Raw genomic sequence first — 23,294 nt, forward strand, 5'->3', positions numbered from 1 at the left:
TTTTAAAAGTTAAGTATTTTGTTCTTCATTAGGAATAGTAGCAACAAATTCGTCAAAGTATAAAAATGATTCATCCTCAAGTTGTTTAACTTTCTGTTCGTTTAATCCAATAGATAATGGCCCGGAAAAAATCTCGCCCCACCAAGTTTCAGTAATAATCATTTTATATAGCCTCCTTGTACGATTGTTTTACATTACTTATTATGTTCGATTATTAATTTAATTATGAAATTCCCATATGCCTTAATTTATAAACATTTCATTAAAAATTAAGACAATTTAATCATGAAGCCTCCTTTTTATAGCAGGATATTTTTTAAACTTTGTAGTAGTTATTACTATAGTTAATATGTGTGAACAGCTATAATTTATGCATACATTTATCTTCATTCAATAAAAATGATTATTTTCTTTAGCCGTTGATGAATGAAGCTGGATTTCTGTATAGGTCACGGATATTAATTTCGGGAAGGATGAGAAAAATGAATTTTACTGCAAATGATGTTGAACAAATGATTGAGAATCAACGCGCTTTTTATTTTACTGGCGCTACAAAAAATGTAGAATTTCGTAAAGAACAGCTCGTAAAATTAAAAGAAACAATAAAAAAATACGAAGAACAAGTAATAGAAGCTTTAGCACTGGACTTAAGAAAAAGCGAGTTTGAAGCATTCACAACTGAAATTGGTATTGTTTATGATAGTATTTCCTACTTTTTAAAAAATATAAATAGCTGGATGGAACCGCAGCTTGTCAAAACTCCGCTTCATTTCCAGCCAGCAAAAAGCTATGTTGTACGTGAACCATATGGAGTGGCATTAATTATTGGACCCTTCAACTATCCATTCCAGTTGATTATGGAGCCATTGATTGGGGCAATTATCGGGGGAAATACCGCGATTGTAAAACCATCGGAATCTGCTGAAAATACAGCATTTATTGTGAAAAAAATTCTGGGAGAAGTATTCTCTCCTGAATATGTACGTGTTGTAGAAGGAGAAAAGGATGAAGTAACGGCATTAATCCACGCATCATTTGATTATATTTTCTTTACGGGAAGTGTAGCGGTTGGAAAGGTTGTTGCAAAAGCAGCAGCAGAGCGTCTTACACCGATTGCATTGGAATTGGGCGGAAAGAGTCCTGCAATTGTCGACCAAACAGCAGATTTGGATGTTGCTGCGAAGCGGATTGCATGGGGGAAATTTAATAATACAGGACAAACATGTGTGGCGCCTGATTATGTTCTTGTCCATACAAGCGTTGCAAAAAAATTTACGCGACTCCTTAAGAAAGCAATTAAAGAATTTTACGGTAATGATCCACAGCAAAGTGCGGACTACGGGCGTATTATTAATGAACGCCAATTCGACCGTCTGCAGAAAATTTTAGAGAATGAACGGGATACTGTCACATTTGGTGGCCGTACAGACCGAGAAGATTTATATATGGAACCGACAGTGCTGGAAAATATTACGTGGGATCGACCTTCGATGGAAGATGAACTCTTCGGACCGATTTTACCAGTTATGACATATGAGAATTTACCAAAAGCGATTCATGAAATTCGTCAATTGCCAAAACCATTAAGTGCTTATTTGTTCTCGGAAAATGAAAAAGCCATCGCGTACTTTTTAGAAGAGCTTCCGTTTGGCGGGGGCTGTATAAATGATGTTATTACACATGTCGGCAATACTCATTTACCGTTTGGCGGAGTAGGGCCTTCAGGAGTGAAAGCATACCACGGGAAAGCAAGTTTCGAAAACTTCACACACCCGAAATCGATTATGCACCGTTCTAATAAACTGGCAAATAGTTTGCTATATCCTCCATATAAACAAAAAGTAAAGCTTGTTCGAACAATTATGAAATAAGAAAAAAGAAGGCTTTCCCGAAAGTGAACTCAGGAAAGCCTTCTTCTATTATTGTGTCATTATCGGGAATGTTAATAATATTTCAGTCCCGACATGCTGCTTGCTTTTAATTTTGATGGACCCTTGATGATCTTGTACAATTTTATTAATAATCATCATGCCAAGCCCAGTTCCATTTGTTTTCGTCGTATAGAAAGGTTCAAATATCCGATCAAGTACATTTGGCGGAATACCGCATCCAGTGTCAATAATTTGGATATAAATTTCCTTCTCATCTTTACTTTTGCATACTTGCAATGTAATGGAACCATCTTCATTAATCGCTTCAATCGCATTTTTAAATAAATTTATAAATACTTGCTTCAATTGATTTTTATTTCCTAAAATTGTAATGTTTAAAAATTCATTAATAATTTTCAAGGAAATCGCTTTTGACTGGAACTCATATTGAAGAAACTGGACGACTTCCGATAAAGCTTCCGCCAAATTAATTGGGGCATACTGGTTTGCTTGAGGTTTAGATAATACAAGAAACTCCGATAAAATTAATTCGATCCGCTCTGTTTCATTTTGAATGAGCTTTGTATACTCATAGTAAGGTGAATCAGAATCTTCATTCATCATTTGAACATAGCCGGAAATGACCGTCATCGGATTGCGTATTTCATGGGCAACACCCGCAGCTAGTTCTCCGACAAGCTTTAATTTTTCCGATTGTAAAATCAGATTTTCATTTTCTTTAATATAAGAAATATCACGCGAAATTACAGACGATCCGATAATCTCACCATGTGGACTCAAAATAGGCGACAACGAAATTTGAGCATCAAAAAAAGTGCCGTCTTTTCTCATATCGGTCGTTTCATGCAGATGATATTTCTTGCCGAGCATCAGATCTACTTTTCTTTGCTTTGACTCTTCCTCGTTTTCCGGGGGAATGAGCGGTAAAATACGCCCGATAGCTTCCTCCTTGGACCAGCCATACAATTTTTCAAATGCAGGATTGACCGCAATGACACGATCTTCCAAATCAAATACTGCAATTGCATCATTTGCCTGTTCAAAAAATAAGTTTAAATAGGCATGTTTGGAATTCAAATAATTTTCACGATCAATCGCATTCTTCTCTAGCTTCATCCAGATGTGCTTAATGAAAAAGCTTTGACCAATACTAACAATACAAATTACTATTAAAAAGCTGAAAAACAGGAAATGATCCTTTGAATTAAATAATGAAAACGAGAAAAATGATAACTTATATAAAATAAAAATCTCCAAAAGTATTAATAATATATTAATAGCTAAGATTAATGATGAACGGTAAATTGTTAAAATTGCGATAATATAAAGAAATGCATAAAAGGTAATAATACTAACACTTTGAAAATTAAAAAGAAAAGCAAGTAAATGCCAACAGACGATTATAATTATTTGAAGGGTTTTTGGCGGCAATTTAACATAATAAAATGCCACGAGCAGAAGACTGCTTACAACACATACAATCAAAAAAGTAGGATGATGCTTCAAAAGCTGAGAAGTAATTACAACAGCAAATACAATAGCGGAAAAAATATAGGTGATTATCATAAGCAAATTTCGCTTATTCAAAATTTCATGTTGCTGCATAAAACACCTCGGATAAGTAATATTAACTATAATGATACAGTAATTCATGATGTCGATAAATGGCGAATTTTGATATGATAGATATAACGTATAAATAAATTAAATAAGGAAATAAAGTGGAGTCTCTATTTTAATATAATTACAGTTCTTAAATTCTGTATATTGAGTCAATAATGAGAAAAATGAACTTATGTATTATATGTCCAAAGTCCTTATACTGCAAACATGTTTATTTTATGCGGAAACATTACAGTTAATGAAAAGCGTGGAAATTTCAATCTATGCACAGTATGATGATTAGTACATAGAAGAAAATTATCATTCGCAATTATATTGCAATTGTGGGGGAAAGAATTATGTATGCAGAAGAACTTTTAAGTACACTGATGCAAAAAAAAGTTGTAGGTCAATTACCGAAACTGATTACCGATATTGCGATTGACTCGCGCAGTGTACAGCCAAACAGTTTATTTATTTGTATAAAAGGTTTTACGGTGGACGGGCATGATTATGCTCAAAAGGCAGTTGATGCAGGTGCAACTGTAATCGTTACAGAACGTCTATTACAATTAGAGGGAGAAATTGCACAAGTAATCGTAAAAAATACGACACGTACACTTGGCATTTTAGCGGCAAAGTTTTTTGATTATCCATCGAAGGATATTATGATGGTCGGGGTAACCGGTACAAATGGGAAAACAAGTGTATCTGGAATTATTCACAATATATTAATCGGACTTGGTGAAAAATCGGCATTGTCAGGAACAATCGGTTTTAATTTAAATGGAGTGCTATATGAATCGGCAAATACGACAAGTGATTCATTAAATACACAACAGATGATTTTCCGTGCGAAAAGCGAAGGCTGTCGTGCAATGGTTATGGAAGTTTCATCACACGGTTTAGCATTAGGCCGTTTAGCCGGTGTTGACTATGATGTGGCGGTATTTACAAATTTAACGCATGACCATCTAGATTTCCACGGTACGATGGAAAACTACGGAAACACAAAAGGTTTACTGTTTTCTCAGCTTGGACAAGATTTGGAGAAAAACAAGCATGTCGTTTTAAATGCGGATGATCCATGGTCTGAGCGCTATGCGGAAATGACACCATATCCAATTTGGACTTACGGATTGCATAATAATGCGATTTTCCGTGCGGTAAACTGCAATTATGAAAATGGAATGACGCAATTTGATATGGAAACACCGGAGGGTACATTCCCGGTATCGATGCATTTACTAGGTGAATTTAATATTTACAACGTCCTTGCAGCAACAGCCGTGTTCTATGCTCGCGGTTTCCCGATTGATGTCATTATTGAACAAATTGAAATGCTGCCGCCGGTGAAAGGGCGTATGGAAAAAGTAGATACGGATTTACCGATTCAAATGTTTATCGACTATGCACATACACCGGATGCAATTGAAAAAGCGATCAATGCGGCAATGCCATATAAAAAACCGGAAAATAAATTGATTTTCCTTGTTGGTACAGGTGGCGGACGCGATAAAACGAAACGTCCGACAATGGCAGAAAAAGCATCTGTTGCTGATTATGTTGTCTTGACGACGGATGATCCGCGCTATGAGGAATTTGACAGTATTACGGGTGATTTGGCAAAAGGCATGAAACATAAAAATTATGCCTGTATCGGTGACCGTGCGGAAGCTGTTAGACATGCAGTAAGCGTAGCAAATCCTGGTGATATTATTATTTTCGCAGGTAAAGGTCATGAGGACTACCAAATTATCGAAAATACAAAATATCCGCATAGTGATGCGAAAATTGCGATTGAAGCTGGAAAGTTAAAATTTGTATAGATTATGCTATAATTTTTTCAAATCCACCGTGTTAACGTAATGGCGTTAACGGTGGATTTTTTTGGAGGTGACAAAAATGATCCATTCATTTTTACTTAGTATGATTGCGTATTGCACTGTGAGCTTCCCAATTTATTGCATATTGCGAATGTTCTATATGAAAAATAAAACAAGAAATGTGCGGCGCGAATTGGTGATGCTCGTATTTTTCTTTTACAGTGTCAGTATTTTTTCACAAACGATTATCCCAAACTTCCAATTCTCGAATGGACAGATCATTTTTGATACTTCGACTGCATATGTGCGCAGCAATTTTACCCCATTACAAACAATTATGTTGTATTATGACCAATTGAATGGTCCATTGGCAAATATCGCATTTTACAATTTGGCAGGCAATATTGTTCTGTTTATTCCTTTTGGTTTCTTTATTCCACTGTTATGGAAAAAATTCAGAGGATGGCGCATCATGCATATTGTTGCATTCATCATCCCGTTATTTATTGAAGGAACACAATATTTTATTGGTCGTAGTATTGATGTCGATGATGTATTATTAAATGCAATTGCCATTGTAATCGGCTTTATGCTCTTCAAAATATTCCGGAGATTACGTAAAATGAGCACGTCAAAGTAAAAAAGGTTGTAACAAATGACTGTTGTCTTTTAAAATAAGAAAGTATGAAAAAAGGAGACGAAATTAATGACTTTAGAACAAGATATATTATCGCGTCGTACATTCGCCATCATCAGTCACCCGGATGCTGGTAAAACGACGATTACAGAAAAATTACTATTATTCGGTGGAGCGATTCGTGATGCAGGAACAGTAAAAGGAAAGAAGTCAGGAAAGTTTGCGACATCTGACTGGATGGAAATCGAGAAACAACGTGGGATCTCGGTTACTTCTTCTGTTATGCAATTCGATTATTCAGGCTGCCGTGTAAACATTCTGGATACACCTGGACACCAAGACTTCTCGGAAGATACGTACCGTACGTTAATGGCTGTTGACTCGGCTGTCATGGTAGTCGATGCGGCTAAAGGGATTGAGGCCCAAACATTAAAGCTATTCAAAGTTTGTAAAATGCGCGGTATTCCGATTTTTACATTTATCAACAAATTGGACCGTCAAGGGAAAGAGCCACTAGAGCTTATTGAAGAATTGGAAGAAGTGCTTGGCATTAATGCATATCCAATGAACTGGCCGATCGGTATGGGGAAAGAGTTCCTAGGAATTTACGACCGTTACAACAAACGTATTGAGCAGTTCCGTGTAGAAGAAGGTGACCGCTACTTACCACTTGATGAAGAAGGGCATTTAGCTATAGATAATGATATGAAAAAAACATCGTACTATTCACAGGCTATCGACGATATCGAACTTCTGAATGAAGCTGGAAATGAGTATTCAGAAGATAAAATTGCACGTGGTGAATTGACACCAGTATTCTTCGGTTCGGCATTAACGAACTTCGGTGTTCAAACATTCCTTGATACGTATTTAAAATTTGCACCGATTCCTCAGCCTCGTATTACGGAAGATGAGCAATTTATTGATCCTGTAGATCATGGCGAGTTTTCTGGATTCATTTTCAAAATTCAAGCGAATATGAACCCTGCACACCGTGACCGTATTGCATTCGTGCGTATCGTATCGGGTAAATTTGAGCGCGGAATGAACATGACACTTTCACGTACAGGTAAGTCTTTCAAAGTGACACAGTCAACACAGTTCCTTGCAGATGATCGTGAAACAGTAAATGAAGCTGTTGCCGGTGACATTATCGGTCTTTATGATACAGGTACGTATCAAATTGGAGATACAGTAGTCGGCGGTAAGAAAACATTCAACTTTGAAAAATTACCTCAATTCACACCTGAAATTTTCATGAAAGTTTCGGCGAAAAACGTAATGAAAGGGAAGCAATTCCAAAAAGGTGTTCTGCAACTAGTACAAGAAGGCGCAATTCAGTATTTCAAAACAATGCATACTGAAGAAGTAATCCTTGGTGCGGTTGGTCAATTACAGTTTGAAGTATTCCAGCATCGAATGATTAATGAATACAATGTAGAAGTAATCATGCAGCCGATTGGCAGCAAGATTGCACGTTGGATTGAAAACGAAGAAGACGTGAAAGATTCTATGCATTCTCAACGTTCAATGCTTGTTAAAGACCGTTTCGATAATAAAGTATTCTTATTCGAAAACGAATTTGCGATGCGTTGGTTCTCTGAGAAAAACGAAAATATTCAATTATACAGCTTGTTATAATCTAATATTAAAGCCCCGGTGATTTTCTTTGAAAGAAAATTGCCGGGGTTTTTTGCGTTTGGAGCTATGATGTGATGCGGGGGTGCTGAGTTGGGCTGGGCGTGGCGTTTATTAGAAGTTTAGAGCTGAAATGTAGAACGGTGGACGGGGGAAGTAGAACATATCCGGGAGAAAGTAGAGTGATTTATTGGGGAAGTGGAAATAAAGCTCGAGAAAGTAGAACCGGAAATTAATTAGAAGTTTCAGGTTGAAATGTAGAAATTAGAACGGGAAAAGTAGAATATTTCCGGGAGAAAGTAGAGCGATTCACCCTGAATGTAGAACAAAAGCGCGAGAAAGTAGAACCCGGAAATTAATTAGAAGTTTCAGGTTGAAATGTAGAAATTAGAACGAGAAAAGTAGAATATTTCCGGGAGAAAGTAGAGCGATTCACCCGGAAGGTAGAACAAAAGCGCGAGAAAGTAGAACCCAGAAATTAATTAGAACTTTCGTGCTAAAATGTAGAAATTAGAACGAGAAAAGTAGAACATTTCCGGGAGAAAGTAGAAAGAATCACCCGGAATGTTGAAAGAAAGCACAAAAAAGTAGAACTTATCGCCATCCCCAAACTCCTCTCCATTTGCTCATTCCTCTGTATCAATACGGTAAGACCGGTCAAATTTAAATTTCCCGTTCTCATATGTCCGCTCAAGAAAATCAATCTCCTCATTATTGTGGAAAACAATCGCTGTGGAGCAGCGAGTGCCGTAATTAGGAATTTTTACAAATTGAGCTGATAAGGACCGTTCCAGATGGATACCTACGCCAGTATTTGGCAATACTTCATCTTGTGCGATTTCGTCATTTGCCAATAGCGAAATTAAGGTGTTCATTTCGATTGCCTCGTTATCGACTGTATTTTCCAGTACAGTCTTCGCTGAATTTACTTTTGGCCATGGTGTATTGAAAGTAGCGTTACTTACACCGTGGATACCGCTTTCTACAATGCGGTGTTCATCGTAAATATTATTGTAATGATGCATATCTTCGCCGTCATAAAGCAAAACATTGAAGCCGCCGTACAAATCTCTTTTTGCACGCAGTGACTGGATAAACGAGTCTGTCGGTTCCGTCGAAGTTAAAAACAACCGTACAATTTCTCCACGTGACAATTGGCCGGTTTCAGGAAGGCGCGGATCACGGTAATTTGTGATGGCGGCAAAACGCCCATTTTTCGACACGCCCATCCAGCTTCCTTGCTGACGTAAATCTCGTCCGGCTAATATTTCAGGTTCATCTTCCCAAAAATGGGCGGCTGCTGTCGGACGGTCATAAAATTCGTCACGATTTGCAACGATGATGAGCGGATAGGATGGATGAACTTTATAGGAAAATGCAATTAAACACATAAATGGACCTCCGTAGTTTGAGTGGTAGGCAAGGCAATCCAGCCTCAAATATTTCACTGGATTTCACGATATAAACTGCTAAAACATTGCCTACTTTGTATGATTTTTTGTAGCATTTTGCTGTAGTAATATAAGTTTTTGTCGAATGATAAAAGGGAAAAAGATAGCTCTACACGAATTTTAAATAATATAAAGATAAATTGAAAGGACTTTCCACCGATGAATATAAGCAAGTTTTCTATAAAACGCCCGGTTTTTACAATTGTTTCAATGATTTTCGTGTTAATACTCGGCGCAGTTTCATTATTTAAAATACCAGTTACGTTAATACCCGATTTAAATCCGCCGATTGGGGTTGTTGTGACAAGCTATCCGGGAGCAAGTCCAATAGAAGTAAACGAAAAAGTGACAAAGCCGCTTGAAGCCTCCTTGGCGACATTGCCGGGGATTAAACGAGTGCAGTCGACATCGCTGGAAAGCTCAAACTTGATTATATTGGAATTTGACTGGTCAACGAAGATGGATGATGTTCAAACGGACATCTTACAACGTATTGACCTTGTCCCACTTCCTGAAGATGCTGGAAGGCCGAGCTTTTTGAAGTTTGATCCATCGCAATTTCCGATCATACAATTGGCACTGTCAGCAGAAAGTGAAGAAGTCGATATCCGACAAATTGCCGAATCTCTTGAGCAGGAATTGCAACGAACTGAAGGGGTAGCAAGTGTAACTGTCTCCGGTGAAATAGTAGAAGAAGTACAGATTGAGCTTGATGCGCAGAAGCTCGAGCAAAATAATTTAACGCAAAATGATGTAATGCAAATTATCCAGTCGAGTAATATTTCAATGCCGGGTGCAGAGCTAAGTACAAAAGACAATCAGTTGTTAACGACTCGAGTAGTCAGCTTGTTTACAAGTCCGGAAGAAATAGCGAATGTTGTACTTTCGGTCAATCCATTAACAGGTGAAGCAATAAAAGTACAGGATATAGCAAACGTAGAACGAAAAGAGCAGGAAACGAAAACCATTACAAGGGCCAATGACCAGCAGGCTGTATTAATATCGGTTTTGCAGGAGTCTGGTGCAAATACCGAAAGCGTTTCTGAAACTTTTCAGAAGGAGCTTGGACAATTATTAGATGAGCCCCAATATGATGGAATTGAAGCGACTATTTTATTTGACCAGGGGGACTATGTACGCTTGGCGATCGGTAATATTAGCTCCTCACTAATTTTTGGCGGGCTGTTTGCGATGCTTGTGCTTTTCATCTTTTTATCCGGAATAAAAAGCCCGCTTATTATCGGAATTGCGATCCCTTTTTCAGTCATCGTAACGTTTGTGCTGATGTTCTTTGCGGACTTTTCTTTGAACATTATGACACTGGGTGCCCTTGCACTAGGAATCGGGATGTTAGTGGATAATGCCATCGTTGTAATAGAAAATATTGAGCGCCATCTAGAGCTCGGGGAGAATCCGAAAGAAGCGGCACTAAATGGAGCTAAAGAAGTAGCTTTAGCAATTACCGCTTCTACTGTCACGACGATTGCGGTCTTTGTGCCGGTTATTTTTATAAGCGGGTTAATCGGACAAATATTTGTAGAGTTTGCGTTAACGATTTCATTTAGTTTGATTGCTTCGCTATTGGTGGCACTAACAGTTGTTCCGATGCTGGCCAGCCGTTTCTTACGTACAAAACCTTCGACTGTAGTGAAGAAGCGCCAGGAATCTTGGCTATATCGAAATTATTCAAAAGCACTAAAATGGAGTTTAAAGAGACGGGCTCTTATTTTATCAATCACAATCGTCTTGGTAGGTATATCCGGATTTACATTATATAAAACAGGTACAGAGTTTTTACCACCGACAGATGAAGGGTTTGTGTCCTTATCCGTCGAGCTTCCAAATAGTGCGACTGTTGAAAAAACAGAACAAATTGTTTCGGAGATCGAGGATATGGCGAAGGATTATGAAGAAGTTGATGTAGTGGTTAGTTTAATTGGTGGAAATCAGCAATCTTTATCGCGAGGTACTAGTGAACAAAATGAAGGGGAAATTTCAGTCAAACTTGTTGAATTAGCAGAACGAGATCGCTCCATTTTTGAGTTTGTTGAGCAGTTTGAAAAACAAGTACAGCAGGAAATTGGAGAGCGAGCAGAAGTGACGTTTTCACTGTCATCTTCTTCCGGATCAACACCGAACTCCTTAACATTCCGTGTGACAGACAGCAATGAGCCTCAGCTGAAAAAAACGGTCGCTTCCATCCAGCAACGTGTTGCAAAGATTGACTCTGTTATTGAGGTAACGACTGATTTGGATGAAGTGAAAGAGGAAATTCAAATTGAAGTAAATCGTGATGATGCACTACAATATGGGCTAATGCCCGCACAAATCGCGCAAACCGTCAATATGATGACACGAGGTGCATTTACAACACAGATTATAGCCGAAGATGGTGAAGTACTTGGAGTATACACTGGTTTCGGAAAAGCGTATCGCGAAGATGTAGAAGCACTTAAAACGATGAAGCTTCGAACAAATGCCGGGGTGTTTGTCGAACTCCAGCAGCTGGCATCGGTTGAAATAAAAGAAACCCAAACGGCTATTCGAAGATCGGATCAGGCATCGGCTGTTGCGGTATTTGTAAAATACAATACGTCCGAATCACTTAGCGGCATTTCCCGAAAAGTGGATGAAGCAATTGAAGAAGACGGCATTCCTGCAACATCGAAAGTTGTTTTTGGCGGTGACCGTGAACTGTTCGACAGTGCAAAACAAGATATGATTTTAGCCATTCTGCTGGCGGTCATTTTAATTTATCTAGTAATGGGCGCTCAATTCGAATCATTTAAGCTACCGTTTGTTATGATGTTCAGTGTTCCGTTAATGATTATCGGTGTCGCTGTTTCATTATTTGTAACAAATACATTGCTCGGTGTCACAGCCATTATCGGAATCCTTATATTAGTAGGGATTGTCGTGAATAACGGTATTGTTCTCATTGATTATATTAATCAAAAAAGACAGCTCGGATTAAATATACAAGATGCCATTATTACTGGCGCGCAGGATCGTATGAGACCTATTTTAATGACGGCCCTGACGACTATTTTAGGGTTGGTACCATTAGCATTGGGAATTGGCGAAGGGACAGAAATGAATCAGCCAATGGCAGTTGTCGTTATTGGAGGGCTGATCAGTTCAACAATTCTGACGTTATTTATCGTACCGATTATCTACAGCTTGATTGAAAGGGAAGCAAAACAATAGATCGTTATGTAAAATTTTGATGAATTCTAAAAGAATGGTTTGATTTTTCGTGACGTTATCGGTAAAATAGCAATATAATAATTGAATTGAATATCCAATTGACATTTGTCAAAGGGGAGTAGCTATAAGAGATTTAAGTAGCAGCCTGTCGTTTTAGATAAGCGCTATATTTAAATGTACTTACTTCACATTCGTCATTACATGGTTAGGAGCCATCGGGTGTGATAGCATTATGTGCTTAGCAAGACCTTTGCCTATATTACATAGGCAGAGGTCTTTTCTTTTTTGACCAAAAAGGGTATTTTTTCAAATTTACATTATTAACGCCTAATTTATTGGGTACAAGTAAATAATAAGGAGGAGAAATTTCATGGAAGCAATTTTATTAGAATACGCATGGGTCTTACTTGTATTAGTATTCCTTGAAGGACTGTTAGCTGCAGATAATGCAGTTGTAATGGCAGTAATGGTTAAACATTTACCGAAAGAACAACAGAAAAAGGCATTATTTTACGGATTATTCGGTGCGTTCGTATTCCGTTTCATCGCACTGTTCCTTATTACGTTCTTAGCGAAATACTGGGAAATTCAGGCGCTTGGTGCGGCTTATCTATTATTCATATCCATAAAACATCTATACGATAATCACTTTAAAAAGCAGGATGAGGATTCGGAAATCAAAGAAGGTAAAGGCTCTGGTTTCTGGATGACAGTATTAAAAGTAGAGCTTGCGGATATTGCATTTGCGATTGACTCAATGCTTGCAGCAGTAGCTATTGCTATGACTTTACCGCATATTAGTGATTACCATATTGGCGGAATTAATGCCGGTCCATTTGCTGTTATGTTCCTTGGTGGTTTTATTGGGCTTGTCATTATGCGTTTCGCGGCACAAATGTTTGTTAAACTGTTAAACGACTATCCGACATTGGAAACTGCGGCCTTTTTAATTGTAGGTTGGGTAGGTGTCAAATTGGCTGTATTAGCATTAGGACATGAGAACTTGGCAATTATCGACCCGCATTTCCCTCATTCTACAACATGGAAAGCAATCTTCTGGGTCGTGCTCCTTGGACTTGCAGTAGGCGGCTATTTAGTAAGTGTGTACAAAAACAAAAAAGCTAAAGCAGAATAATAAATGATTTAGGAGATACTTCAACTATTAGAAGTATCTTCTTTTCATTTTCTATAGTATTCTTTATACTAGAAAAAATGTAATTAATTATCGGAGGCCATCATATGCCTTTTAAAAAGTTCGAAAAGCGGAAAATCACTCCTTTCCAAATTTTAATCACTTATTATTCTGTAGCCATTTTAATTTCGTTTCTATTGCTGCGCCTTCCAGGGGTACATTTGGAAGGCGTCCACGTATCGTTTCTGGATAGTCTATTTACGGCAGTTAGTGCGGTTAGTGTAACGGGTTTAACAACCGTTACTGTAGCAGAGACCTACAGTAGCTTTGGGCTTGCAATGATTTTGCTGATCCTGCAATTTGGCGCGATCGGGATAATGTCCATCGGTACGTTTTTATGGCTGCTGTTTGGTAAGAAAATTGGTATGCGTGAACGTCAGCTCATCATGATTGACCATAATCAGTATAATTTATCAGGTGTTGTTGCATTAATTCGTCAAATTGCCAAGCTGCTGTTTATGATTGAACTTACCGGTGCCTTTATATTAACGGTTCATTTTAAGCGTTATTTTGCGACATGGGAAGAGTCGGCGATTAATGGATTGTTTGCGGCCATTTCTGCGACAACAAATGGAGGCTTTGATATTACAGGAATGAGTTTGCAGCCGTTTCACCACGACTATTTCATCCAATTTGTTTGTATGATTTTAATCTTCCTGGGAGCAATCGGTTTTCCTGTATTAATTGAAGTGAAGGCCTATTTAACGAAAAAGGATCCGGCATTTCGCTTTAGCTTATTTACAAAGGTTACGACATTCACGTATGTAGCTTTATTTATTTTTGGTTCAGTTGTAATTTTTATTATTGAATCTTTCCAGTCATTTAAAGGGATGCGATGGCATGAGGCGGCGTTTACGGCCATGTTCCAATCGGTTTCCACCAGATCGGCCGGTTTAACGACCTTTGACGTAACATCGTTTAACGAGGCGACACAGCTCTTTATGAGTGCGCTAATGTTTATCGGGGCGTCACCAAGTTCTGTTGGGGGCGGAATCCGTACAACGACATTTGCAATAGTTATTTTGTTTTTAATCGCATTTTCCCGCGGGCAGTCGGAAATTCAAATTTTTAACCGGGAAATTCATGTAATCGATGTATTCCGTTCGTTTGCGGTACTGATTTTTGCTATTATTATGGTGCTCGGCGCTGCGATGGTATTGTTTATTACAGAGTCCCGCGCAACGATGATGGAAGTCATATTTGAAATTACTTCAGCGTTCGGAACTTGCGGGATGTCGCTTGGCATAACAGGGGACTTAACAGCATTCGGGAAGATGGTCATTATGGTGCTCATGTTTGTAGGGCGTGTAGGACTCATTTCTTTCCTGTATTCAATCGGCGGGTCTGCCCAGAAGAAGAAGTACCATTACCCGAAGGAACGGATCATCATCGGGTAAGTATTTTAAAAAAAACGTAAAAACGTCCATTTCCTTTTTAAGGAATGGGCGTTCTTTAATTTATTGAAGCACAGTTATTTTTCATGCAATGTGAGAATCATCAGTCTGTAAATAGTAAAAACTCCGATATATGCACCGGAAATCAAAAAGAGTTCATTTAAAAACAGACCATGGATTTTTGTCATAAATACTGCATCATCAATAATGATCTGATAAATGGAGGTAGATGCAATACTGCCGAAAATGATGACAAAAATAACAGCAAGTATATTGAAAACAAGAGCGGACTTGCTAATTTTCTTTCTTAAAAGAACCATAATAAGCGGAACAACAATGCTTGAAATAACTAAAAATATTTTCAAAAATAGCACTCCTTTCTTCTTATTTGAATTATGCCCTCTTTTTTTGGGTATAAAACGAGTAGGCTGACTGCAGCTTTGTTTAATCATATCGGCGGAATAGATAATAGCCGAATGGTTAATTTATAAAATGGAGGTGATATATATGGAGAAAAAGAAAGGGAATGACCGACAAAACATGAAAGAAGAAGTTGGACCAGAATTAAACCCTGATGATTTGGATCTTCGTGAAGACAATGATTTAACAGAAGAACAATCTAAAAATAGTCCGGAAAAAAAGCAAACGGATTCTAAAACAAAATAAGTTTTCAGTTCAAAAACGCTGCACACTCTATAGTAAGAGTTTGCAGCGTTTTTAAATTAATTGAATGTGCTGAAGTAAGGCTGTTGTCCATTGCGGAAGTATGTGAATAAATAGCCCGTTTCCTTTTGTGGTGCACCGACTTCATAATTTTGCAAATCGATGTGGAACGGAATAATTAAAGAATGTTTGAATAATTCGCGTTCAGTTATCTGCATAGCTGCAAATTCCTCGCCTACAAGAGATGGGTTTTCTTTAATACGTGCATAGACATCTTTCATATCAGCTTCAGAAAGACGATCATTCCACCACAGTTTACGCGGCTGGAACTGCTGACCTTGCAGGAAGTCGTATTTCATCAAGCTTGTAGTCACTTCTAAGTCAGCATGCTCGACCGTTTGAAGGAACTCAAGTAAACGACGGAATAAATCTTCAAGCTGGTGTCCAATACGTGACCAGCCTTTTGTTTCCCAGTATGTGCCGAAGCTTTGGAAGAAGTCGAATGGCGTTTCAAATACTTTTGTTACTAAATATTCAATTGTATTGTCCATACGATGTGCATTCCAATACTTTTCCAGTACGTCTTCCGCATGTTTAATACGGACAATATCATCAAAAGTTAATACATTATTTGAGAAAATTTCATATGGAGAAATATCAACATATGTGTAGCCGTACTTTTCGGCTTCCAATCGTAAGCCTGTCCCACGTAGCAATTTCAGGAAGCCAAGTTGCAGCTCTTCTGGGCGCATCGCAAAGACATCATTAAATGTTTTACGGAATGATGCATAATCCTCTTCAGGCAATCCGGCAATTAAATCCAGATGCTGATCGATTTTGCCGCCTTCTTTTACCATCGTGACAGTACGAGTAAGTTTCTCGAAGTTTTGACGACGTTTTACAAGGTCGTTTGTTAAGTCATTCGTTGACTGGACACCAATCTCAAAACGAAACAGCCCTTTCGGAGCATTGTCATTTAAGAATTGGATGACTTCAGGACGCATAATGTCTGCCGTAATTTCGAACTGGAATACGACACCCGGCTGATGTTCATCAATTAAAAACTGGAACATTTCCATCGCATAACTACGACTAATATTAAATGTACGGTCAACGAATTTAATCGTTTTTGCACCGTTATTCATTAAGTAGCGAATATCTTCTTTAATCTTCTCGCGGTTAAAATAACGAACCCCTACTTCAATAGAAGATAGGCAGAATTGACAGCTAAATGGACAGCCGCGGCTCGTTTCAATATATTGAATCCGTTTACCTAAGTGAGGTAAATCTTCTTCAAATCGGAAAGGGGAAGCAATTTCCCGCAAATCGATTTTAGGTGGCTGTGCATGGATTTTTAATTTGCCTTCTTCCAAATAGCAAATGCCCGGCACTTTTTCGAGTGGAATCTCACCATTGAAGTGGCGAAGCATTTCTTTAAATGAAACTTCACCTTCACCCATAATAATGAAGTCAATTTCTTCATGTTTACGAATCCATTCATGGACATCATAGGAAACTTCCGGACCGCCTAAAATAATTTTAACATTCGGCAATACCGTTTTTAGCATACGGATTACCGCAATCGTTTCATTAATATTCCAAATATAACAGCTGAATCCGACGACATCCGGTTTCTTTTGGAAAAGGTCGGATACGATGTTGAAAGCAGGGTCTTTAATTGTATATTCAGCAAGCTCACAGTCGAATTCAGGCAGTGCTGCTGCTTTTAAATAGCGAATCGCTAAGTTAGTATGAATATATTTTGCGTTGAGTGTACTTAATATAATTTTCATAATTTTATTCTCCTCTTCATAAAGTCTATTGTAGCAGTGTAAACAGATACAAACAATATGGGAGAATATACCCATTTTATTCCAAATAGTAATGTGAAATAATATACGGTAAGTATACAATTCTGAAAATTCTATAATATTTGAAATTGGGGGTAATAGGTGTAGTGGAAGGCCAATTGAATTATATGTTAGAAGAGCTTTTTCAGCAATCCAATGAACAAATCATTATATTGAACCGCCAAGGTAAAATTGAATTTATGAATAGTAAGGCAGAAGAAATATTGCAATCAGTTCACTTACCAAAGTGTTTTTGGGAAAGTGCGGATAAAATTAGTGGTGAGTGGGAGCGATTTATAAGTTCTGTAAATGAAAAATCAACATCTACTGCTACTTTTACATTAATAAATAAATACCATCAAAAAATACCGGTTCAAGTTTGGGGTCACTATTTAGAACATAAACAACTGATTTTTACTCGAATACAAGTAAACCCTTCCAATGTCATTTCATTTGAAGAAAAAAGTAAAACACTAATGTTTCAAAATTTAATAGACGGAATGGCACAAGGTGTAATATTAACGATGTTGAACGGAAAGATTATATCAGGTAATGCTATGGCATTACATTTACTTGATCGAAAAGCAGCTCAAATAGAAAATAGAAGCTATGATTATCTATTTGAAGATTGCCAGTACGATTCCCAGGTCATTACTCAATATTATAAGAAAATTTCCAACAGGGAAATGGCCAGTATTTTTGTTATGAGAAAAACTGAAGATGGAAATACAGTCTATTTGAATTTTATTAGCAAAGTAGATGAAAATTTAGGAATATTAGTTACAACAATTATTGATCAAACAGAAGAGATGATGTTGCTGAAAAGAATTGAGCATCAGCAATCTTTATCTTTTATTGGTCAAAATATCGCATCGATTGCCCATGAAATACGTAATCCGATGACATCGATTCAAGGTTTTATTCAGATGATAAAAAGCAGCTTAAATGAGCAGGAATATCCTTACTTCAAAATTTTGGAATCTGAATTGAAGCGTATGGATGATTTACTTGGAGATCTTCTGAATATTTCTAAACCAAAGAAACAAATATTTCAAATGGTTGATATGAAGGAAGTTGTAGACCAGTCAATCCAGCGTATGCAGCCTCTAGCAATGAAAACAAATGCTATGATTTTATTTGAATATGACGAAAAAGTAGAATACCGGATTAACGGGGACTTTAATCGCCTGATGCAAATGATCATGAACTTGCTGAAAAATGCCATCGAAGCTATGGATACGAATAATTATATTGTCGTCCGTTTACTTAACCGAGGCAAAAATACGCTTCAGCTTTCAGTTGAGGATAGTGGCAAAGGGATGAATGCGGTCGATATTGAAAATGCTTTAAATCCTTTTTACACAACAAAAGAAACAGGATCTGGACTGGGGTTAATGCTTGTACAATCTGTCATTAAAGAGCATAATGGGACTCTTCACATTGAAAGTGAGCAAGGTGCAGGATCTAAGTTTTTAATTGATTTTGATTTACGGAATGAAATTGAATATTTAAATTCTTCTCCTTCTTATTCAATGAGAGTGGCTAGAATGGCGGCAATTTCGAAGTGATTTTGACAAAACTTCCAATCCATCGCTATAATATGTACATCTTCAATAAGCAGATTTCGCAAACAATAGCTGAAATCTGAAGAATACAGTGTAAGAGCACTGCTTCCGGCTGAGTACCTATCTCACGTTGGACAAGCTTCTTGCAGATGTCACAGATTATTAAAGGGAATTTAGAGAGGAAGTTAGCCTAAAAATGTCGCATTTACGGACAATAGCTGACAGTCCCATCCAGTGGGCTCCTTAAATCCTACGCAATTGCGCACAGCGTAATTGATTATTTAAAATAGAGGATGGTTTTTATGGCTTCAGAGGAAGTAAAACAATCGTTAAAATTATTTATCGTTTTATCAAGAGCGCATAAAGCGATAAGTGAAGCTACAAATCAATTTATACAAGCAAATGGTTTGAATCCCACAGAATTCGCGGTTTTAGAACTTTTATATCATAAAGGTCGTCAGCCCCTGCAGCAAATCGGAAACAAAATTTTATTAGCGAGCGGCTCGATTACGTACGTTGTTGATAAGTTGGAGAAACGGAATTTTTTAGCGCGTGTTTCGTGCCCAACAGATCGTCGCGTCACTTACGCGGAAATAACTGATCTTGGTTCCGAGTTTATGGACAAGCTGTTTCCTGAGCATGAGCAGAAAATTCATGAACTTTTAGGAGCATTATCGGTTGAAGAAAAACAGACGGCAATTGAATTATTAAAAAAATTAGGATTATCTATTAAAGATTTATCCTATTAAACAAAGAAAAGGACGCCCCTAATTTACGGGCGTCCTTTTTGGTGTTTATTGAATTGTTAAGCCCATTTGTAAAAAGGCGTCTGTTAAGTCCGCTTGGACATTATCGTAAATTGTTAACGTAACAAATAGGTTTTCACGTTCAATAACAACTTTTACAACCTTCTCATCCTCTAATAAAGCTTCATATCCAACAATATTTAAAATATCCTTACGTTCTGACAAAGTTGAAGCTAAATCCAGATCTTTCGTGTTTTCAGGTGCAATAGCAGAAATTGTTTCCTTTGCAGACTCTTTTAACTGATCAAAAGTTACATCTTCTTTTTTTACAACCTCAATCTGCATTGAAGTAGCTTCATCAGCATTATTTAATAAACTGTCGACACCTGGTTCTTCTGAAGTAAGTGTATAGTTTTCTAAATGCTGAATTGTGTAATTCATTTCATCACTTGTTGAAGTTACTACTTTTTCTTCAAACGGCTGGCCATTTGAAATGTACGTCAATGTAGAATTATCAGCTTTATCTTCTTGTTCAGCTTTTGTTTCTTCTGATGGTTCAGTAGCTTCTACTTGTTCATCTGAAGGAGAGTCATCCGATTCACTAGTTTCAGTCGTCTCGTTTGTTTCTTGTTGTTCTTCGTTTTGCACTTGTTCTGTTTCGGTAGGTTCTTCTTTTGCTGCATTTGTTGTTGTAGGCTCGTCTGTATCCGTATTACAAGCTGCCAAAAATGCAGATAAAATAACTACGGCACCGACTTGATAAATTGTTTTCTTCATATGGATCCCCCTTTTACATGTTTAGACGGAATTTAGAAAGATAAGTTTCTGCTTTAATTGTATCAGAATAATGGTAAAACTAAAAATAATAGTAAAACAAAGACAATATGGGTAACGATAATTAACGGTAAACTTTTTTTCCATTCATATAACGCTCCCCAAAGAATACCAGCGATAATAGCTGCAAGAGCACCTGGAAGAAACCCGCTAATGGCTAGAGACAGTGAAAATAACATTGAAGTAATTATGACAGCCCAGAAAGGCGTTGTGAATTGTTTTAATTGCTGCTGAACATATCCTCGCCAAAACATTTCTTCCCCTACGGCTACGATAAAAATGAGCATTAAGTAATGGAAAATATTTTGAGGACCATATACATCCAAAAACTTTGTTATATCCTTTGCTGCGTTTTTATCGAGATAAGGCATTAACATATAACCGAGTTTTACAATACCATACGTAATTGTCCCGTACCCAATACCGTAAATCAAATATTGCCATGTTGGGATATGGTCTTCAAATTTACCAGCCACTAAACTGATTGCAATTCCAACTAGTAATGTAAAGGCATATAAATACCAAAAAATCGTTTTTTCATAAAATGTAAAAAACATCATGCTGAAAATAAAAACTAATGCCAGAAGGAGTGTAATGATTTGTTTTCTGTTTTTCAATAGCTTCAACCTCCCCTTACGTATCGTAACAAAAATTACCCTTTTTATCATCAAATCAATGTTAAAAAGGGTAATTTGCATTAAATTATTCGTTATTAGCTAATATTTTATACCGTTTGTGATTAACAACTGTTTTTTCTTCCATTTCTAAATCATGAAAATTATCCATAATCGTTATATCTACGATAACGGAATTTTCATTCACCTTTTCAACGACTCCTTTTAAGCCGTCTTTAAACTCGATTATATTTCCAACTTCCGCAATTTTCATACACAGTCAGTCCCTTCATCGACTACTAATTAACAGTTTGCTTGAAATTATACTACAAAATTCAATTAGTTTGAATAATTTTATTAATTTACTAGGGTTTATTTGGAATATATTTTCGATTAAGAGTTTGATATATTGGATTTATACATATAAAAAAATGGAAAGAGGGGTCCATATGACAGACTATAAAAATATTCTCGATCAGTTGCGTAATGGCGAATTACAATCTGTAGTTATAAAAAAAGAAGAATTTCTTCAGTTTCGAGAACACCTTATTAAAGATGAACAATTTAAAAATTTCCGTGGTGAAGCGAAACAAGGTGGGGATGTAGTTTATACATTTTCCGAAAATTCCAGAGCATAATAAGTGTCGAATTTTGAATAATGATTATTTTGTAAAAAGATTACAATATGGGTATAATAATGGTAATGGACTAAAAAAAGGAGGAAATAAAGTGGGTAGACCTATCTCGAATGAGGCACTACTTTTGGAAATTGAAGAAAAGCGTAAACAAATGATTCAATCAGGTTTAGAAAATGGTTTACGAAGTGATAAAACGCTCCAGCTAAGCGTCCAAGTAGACAATCTAATGAATGCTTTTAATCAATCGAGAAGTGCACATCTGTTTTATAAACATTAAAATAAAAATATTTATAAATTTTATGTTTAAAACAGTTATGAGAAGGGAAGAGTAATTTTGAACACAGCAACATTCTCATTTCCCCCTTTAGAGTAGAAGCGGTCCAACGCTACTGCTCTCTTTTTTTATATATGCACGAAAATCCAATTTATTCATTCAATTCCTATAAATACTCCTAACAAAAATCCTCCGATTGACGAACACATCCTTGTATGAAATTATCCTGATTAATAGTAGTGAATATATTTTATTACGAATTATTGAAATACACTGACATTGAAGTTCTCACTGTTTTTGTTAAAATAAAAGAAAATACTAAAGGGGCATACATATGGAATCAAAAAAAATAGGGTTTATCGGTACGGGCGTAATGGGAGCAAGCATTGTTATGCATTTGCTGAATGCCGGACATGATGTAACAATTTATACAAGAACTAAAAGCAAAGCGGCAGATCTTATTTCTGCAGGCGCGAAGTGGGCGGAAACACCGGCACAAGCAAGTATAGAGCAGGATATTATCTTTACGATGGTTGGTTACCCAAAAGATGTCGAAGAAGTTTATATTGGTGAGAACGGTATTTTCTCGGCAGCGAAACAAGGTGCGATTGTCATAGATATGACGACATCCGAACCGACACTTGCGAAAAAGCTTTATCACGAGGCAAGCGAACGTGGATTGCATAGTCTTGACGCACCAGTATCAGGTGGAGACATCGGTGCAAAAAATGGTACATTATCGCTTATGGTTGGGGGCGACAGAGATGTATTTGAAAAAATGCAACCGATTTTTGAACTGTTTGGACAAAATATTATTTACCAAGGTGTTGCAGGCAGCGGGCAACATACGAAAATGTGCAATCAGATTGCAATCGCATCAGGGATGATTGGTGTTTGCGAGTCGATGGCATACGGTTTAAAAGCAGGATTAACGATGGATGAAGTTCTATGTTCGATAACAGCAGGTGCAGCAGGTTCATGGTCGCTATCCAATCTTGCTCCACGTATGTTAAAGGGGAATCTAGAGCCGGGCTTTTACATTAAGCATATTATTAAAGATATGAAGATTGCGCTTGATGAAGCGGAGCGCATGAATCTCCAATTACCAGGCTTATCGTTGGCGAAATCTATGTACGATCAGTTACTTGAAGAAGGCTATGGGGACAATGGGACACAAGCATTAATCAAGTATTATGAATGAGTACAAAAGGCATAATAATAGATAGTAGTTAAATAGTTCTTATGATACAATGGGATTATTGTAAACGTGG

General features: G+C 37.2%; 20 protein-coding genes and 1 pseudogene. 13 read left to right on the top strand and 8 right to left on the bottom strand.

The annotated features are described in order from the left end of the window. Positions 1-9 precede the first annotated feature (9 nt). Positions 10-162, bottom strand: coding sequence for a hypothetical protein (locus tag B5473_RS20660; RefSeq protein WP_008403534.1), 153 nt, complete (start codon positions 160-162; stop codon positions 10-12). 320 nt (positions 163-482) lie between these two features. On the opposite strand from B5473_RS20660, the gene B5473_RS10350 reads away from it, so the two are divergent. Continuing rightward, a complete protein-coding gene (locus B5473_RS10350) occupies positions 483-1,871 on the top strand; it encodes an aldehyde dehydrogenase (RefSeq protein WP_079524827.1) in 1,389 nt (462 codons plus the stop codon). 48 nt (positions 1,872-1,919) lie between these two features. Here the strand turns inward: B5473_RS10350 and B5473_RS10355 are convergent, their stop codons facing one another. Beyond that, positions 1,920-3,008, bottom strand: coding sequence for a two-component system sensor histidine kinase NtrB (locus B5473_RS10355; protein ID WP_254865293.1), 1,089 nt, complete (start codon positions 3,006-3,008; stop codon positions 1,920-1,922). 845 nt (positions 3,009-3,853) lie between these two features. Here B5473_RS10355 and B5473_RS10360 point away from each other — a divergent pair. The 3 genes from B5473_RS10360 to B5473_RS10370 all read left to right on the top strand — a co-directional run bounded on the left by B5473_RS10360 (position 3,854) and on the right by B5473_RS10370 (position 7,598). After that, positions 3,854-5,323, top strand: a complete 1,470-nt coding sequence (locus B5473_RS10360) for a UDP-N-acetylmuramoyl-L-alanyl-D-glutamate--2,6-diaminopimelate ligase (RefSeq protein ID WP_079524831.1) — start codon at positions 3,854-3,856, stop codon at positions 5,321-5,323. Positions 5,324-5,399: 76 nt separating this feature from the next. Continuing rightward, a complete protein-coding gene (locus B5473_RS10365) occupies positions 5,400-5,960 on the top strand; it encodes a VanZ family protein (RefSeq protein WP_254865294.1) in 561 nt (186 codons plus the stop codon). Positions 5,961-6,026: 66 nt separating this feature from the next. Beyond that, positions 6,027-7,598 carry a peptide chain release factor 3 gene (locus tag B5473_RS10370; protein WP_079524833.1) on the top strand — a complete coding sequence of 524 codons (1,572 nt, stop codon included), beginning with the start codon at positions 6,027-6,029 and terminating at the stop codon, positions 7,596-7,598. A 734-nt stretch (positions 7,599-8,332) separates the two neighbouring features. On the opposite strand, the pseudogene B5473_RS10375 reads toward B5473_RS10370, so the two are convergent. Continuing rightward, positions 8,333-8,986 (bottom strand): annotated as a pseudogene (locus tag B5473_RS10375) (NRDE family protein); the annotation flags it as partial. A 219-nt stretch (positions 8,987-9,205) separates the two neighbouring features. On the opposite strand from B5473_RS10375, the gene B5473_RS10380 reads away from it, so the two are divergent. From B5473_RS10380 to B5473_RS10390, 3 genes are all read left to right on the top strand, one after another. Beyond that, positions 9,206-12,253, top strand: coding sequence for an efflux RND transporter permease subunit (locus B5473_RS10380; protein ID WP_079524837.1), 3,048 nt, complete (start codon positions 9,206-9,208; stop codon positions 12,251-12,253). Positions 12,254-12,623: 370 nt separating this feature from the next. Then, positions 12,624-13,388, top strand: coding sequence for a TerC family protein (locus B5473_RS10385; protein ID WP_079524840.1), 765 nt, complete (start codon positions 12,624-12,626; stop codon positions 13,386-13,388). Positions 13,389-13,492: 104 nt separating this feature from the next. After that, positions 13,493-14,842: a TrkH family potassium uptake protein gene (locus B5473_RS10390; protein ID WP_079524842.1), complete on the top strand. Its 1,350-nt coding sequence runs from the start codon at positions 13,493-13,495 to the stop codon at positions 14,840-14,842. Between the two features lie 74 nt (positions 14,843-14,916). Here the strand turns inward: B5473_RS10390 and B5473_RS10395 are convergent, their stop codons facing one another. Then, the gene (locus B5473_RS10395) at positions 14,917-15,204 is read right to left on the bottom strand and encodes a transposase (RefSeq protein ID WP_079524844.1); all 288 of its coding nucleotides are present in this window, start codon (positions 15,202-15,204) and stop codon (positions 14,917-14,919) included. Between the two features lie 142 nt (positions 15,205-15,346). Here B5473_RS10395 and B5473_RS20665 point away from each other — a divergent pair, with 142 nt between their 5' ends. Next, on the top strand, positions 15,347-15,505 hold the full coding sequence (locus tag B5473_RS20665; RefSeq protein WP_176142068.1) for a hypothetical protein: 159 nt from the start codon (positions 15,347-15,349) through the stop codon (positions 15,503-15,505). A 56-nt stretch (positions 15,506-15,561) separates the two neighbouring features. On the opposite strand, the gene B5473_RS10400 is transcribed toward B5473_RS20665, so the two are convergent. Further along, on the bottom strand, positions 15,562-17,295 hold the full coding sequence (locus B5473_RS10400; protein WP_079524846.1) for a B12-binding domain-containing radical SAM protein: 1,734 nt from the start codon (positions 17,293-17,295) through the stop codon (positions 15,562-15,564). Between the two features lie 185 nt (positions 17,296-17,480). Here B5473_RS10400 and B5473_RS10405 point away from each other — a divergent pair, with 185 nt between their 5' ends. Both B5473_RS10405 and B5473_RS10410 read left to right on the top strand, forming a co-directional pair. Then, the gene (locus B5473_RS10405; protein ID WP_254865295.1) at positions 17,481-18,920 is read left to right on the top strand and encodes an ATP-binding protein; all 1,440 of its coding nucleotides are present in this window, start codon (positions 17,481-17,483) and stop codon (positions 18,918-18,920) included. A 299-nt stretch (positions 18,921-19,219) separates the two neighbouring features. Then, positions 19,220-19,666: a MarR family winged helix-turn-helix transcriptional regulator gene (locus B5473_RS10410; RefSeq protein WP_079524851.1), complete on the top strand. Its 447-nt coding sequence runs from the start codon at positions 19,220-19,222 to the stop codon at positions 19,664-19,666. Between the two features lie 45 nt (positions 19,667-19,711). Here the strand turns inward: B5473_RS10410 and B5473_RS10415 are convergent, their stop codons facing one another. The 3 genes from B5473_RS10415 to B5473_RS10425 form a co-directional block, all read right to left on the bottom strand. Then, positions 19,712-20,440 (bottom strand): chemotaxis protein, encoded by a 729-nt coding sequence (locus B5473_RS10415; protein WP_079524854.1) that lies wholly within the window; start codon positions 20,438-20,440, stop codon positions 19,712-19,714. A 62-nt stretch (positions 20,441-20,502) separates the two neighbouring features. After that, entirely contained in the window at positions 20,503-21,114 is a 612-nt protein-coding gene (locus B5473_RS10420) for a CPBP family intramembrane glutamic endopeptidase (RefSeq protein WP_079524856.1), read from the bottom strand. 85 nt (positions 21,115-21,199) lie between these two features. Then, positions 21,200-21,385, bottom strand: a complete 186-nt coding sequence (locus B5473_RS10425; protein ID WP_008403508.1) for a YkvS family protein — start codon at positions 21,383-21,385, stop codon at positions 21,200-21,202. Positions 21,386-21,560: 175 nt separating this feature from the next. Here B5473_RS10425 and B5473_RS10430 point away from each other — a divergent pair, with 175 nt between their 5' ends. The 3 genes from B5473_RS10430 (at position 21,561) to B5473_RS10440 (ending at position 23,224) form a co-directional block, all read left to right on the top strand. Next, the gene (locus B5473_RS10430) at positions 21,561-21,749 is read left to right on the top strand and encodes a hypothetical protein (RefSeq protein WP_079524859.1); all 189 of its coding nucleotides are present in this window, start codon (positions 21,561-21,563) and stop codon (positions 21,747-21,749) included. A 91-nt stretch (positions 21,750-21,840) separates the two neighbouring features. Next, on the top strand, positions 21,841-22,026 hold the full coding sequence (locus B5473_RS10435) for an aspartyl-phosphate phosphatase Spo0E family protein (protein ID WP_079524861.1): 186 nt from the start codon (positions 21,841-21,843) through the stop codon (positions 22,024-22,026). Between the two features lie 331 nt (positions 22,027-22,357). Then, complete coding sequence (locus tag B5473_RS10440; RefSeq protein WP_079524863.1) at positions 22,358-23,224, top strand: NAD(P)-dependent oxidoreductase; 867 nt, start codon at positions 22,358-22,360, stop codon at positions 23,222-23,224. Positions 23,225-23,294 lie beyond the last annotated feature (70 nt).

This window comes from Solibacillus isronensis, assembly GCF_900168685.1.
Classification (GTDB): Bacteria; Bacillota; Bacilli; order Bacillales_A; family Planococcaceae; genus Solibacillus; species Solibacillus isronensis_A.

What these genes read in the sequence shown, in the direction of transcription:
- B5473_RS20660 (WP_008403534.1), bottom strand. Translation starts at nt 162, where the DNA reads ATGATTATTACTGAAACTTGGTGGGGCGAGATTTTTTCCGGGCCATTA.
- B5473_RS10350 (WP_079524827.1), top strand. Translation starts at nt 483, where the DNA reads ATGAATTTTACTGCAAATGATGTTGAACAAATGATTGAGAATCAACGC.
- B5473_RS10355 (WP_254865293.1), bottom strand. Translation starts at nt 3,008, where the DNA reads ATGAAGCTAGAGAAGAATGCGATTGATCGTGAAAATTATTTGAATTCC.
- B5473_RS10360 (WP_079524831.1), top strand. Translation starts at nt 3,854, where the DNA reads ATGTATGCAGAAGAACTTTTAAGTACACTGATGCAAAAAAAAGTTGTA.
- B5473_RS10365 (WP_254865294.1), top strand. Translation starts at nt 5,400, where the DNA reads ATGATCCATTCATTTTTACTTAGTATGATTGCGTATTGCACTGTGAGC.
- B5473_RS10370 (WP_079524833.1), top strand. Translation starts at nt 6,027, where the DNA reads ATGACTTTAGAACAAGATATATTATCGCGTCGTACATTCGCCATCATC.
- B5473_RS10380 (WP_079524837.1), top strand. Translation starts at nt 9,206, where the DNA reads ATGAATATAAGCAAGTTTTCTATAAAACGCCCGGTTTTTACAATTGTT.
- B5473_RS10385 (WP_079524840.1), top strand. Translation starts at nt 12,624, where the DNA reads ATGGAAGCAATTTTATTAGAATACGCATGGGTCTTACTTGTATTAGTA.
- B5473_RS10390 (WP_079524842.1), top strand. Translation starts at nt 13,493, where the DNA reads ATGCCTTTTAAAAAGTTCGAAAAGCGGAAAATCACTCCTTTCCAAATT.
- B5473_RS20665 (WP_176142068.1), top strand. Translation starts at nt 15,347, where the DNA reads ATGGAGAAAAAGAAAGGGAATGACCGACAAAACATGAAAGAAGAAGTT.
- B5473_RS10400 (WP_079524846.1), bottom strand. Translation starts at nt 17,295, where the DNA reads ATGAAAATTATATTAAGTACACTCAACGCAAAATATATTCATACTAAC.
- B5473_RS10405 (WP_254865295.1), top strand. Translation starts at nt 17,481, where the DNA reads ATGTTAGAAGAGCTTTTTCAGCAATCCAATGAACAAATCATTATATTG.
- B5473_RS10410 (WP_079524851.1), top strand. Translation starts at nt 19,220, where the DNA reads ATGGCTTCAGAGGAAGTAAAACAATCGTTAAAATTATTTATCGTTTTA.
- B5473_RS10415 (WP_079524854.1), bottom strand. Translation starts at nt 20,440, where the DNA reads ATGAAGAAAACAATTTATCAAGTCGGTGCCGTAGTTATTTTATCTGCA.
- B5473_RS10425 (WP_008403508.1), bottom strand. Translation starts at nt 21,385, where the DNA reads ATGAAAATTGCGGAAGTTGGAAATATAATCGAGTTTAAAGACGGCTTA.
- B5473_RS10430 (WP_079524859.1), top strand. Translation starts at nt 21,561, where the DNA reads ATGACAGACTATAAAAATATTCTCGATCAGTTGCGTAATGGCGAATTA.
- B5473_RS10440 (WP_079524863.1), top strand. Translation starts at nt 22,358, where the DNA reads ATGGAATCAAAAAAAATAGGGTTTATCGGTACGGGCGTAATGGGAGCA.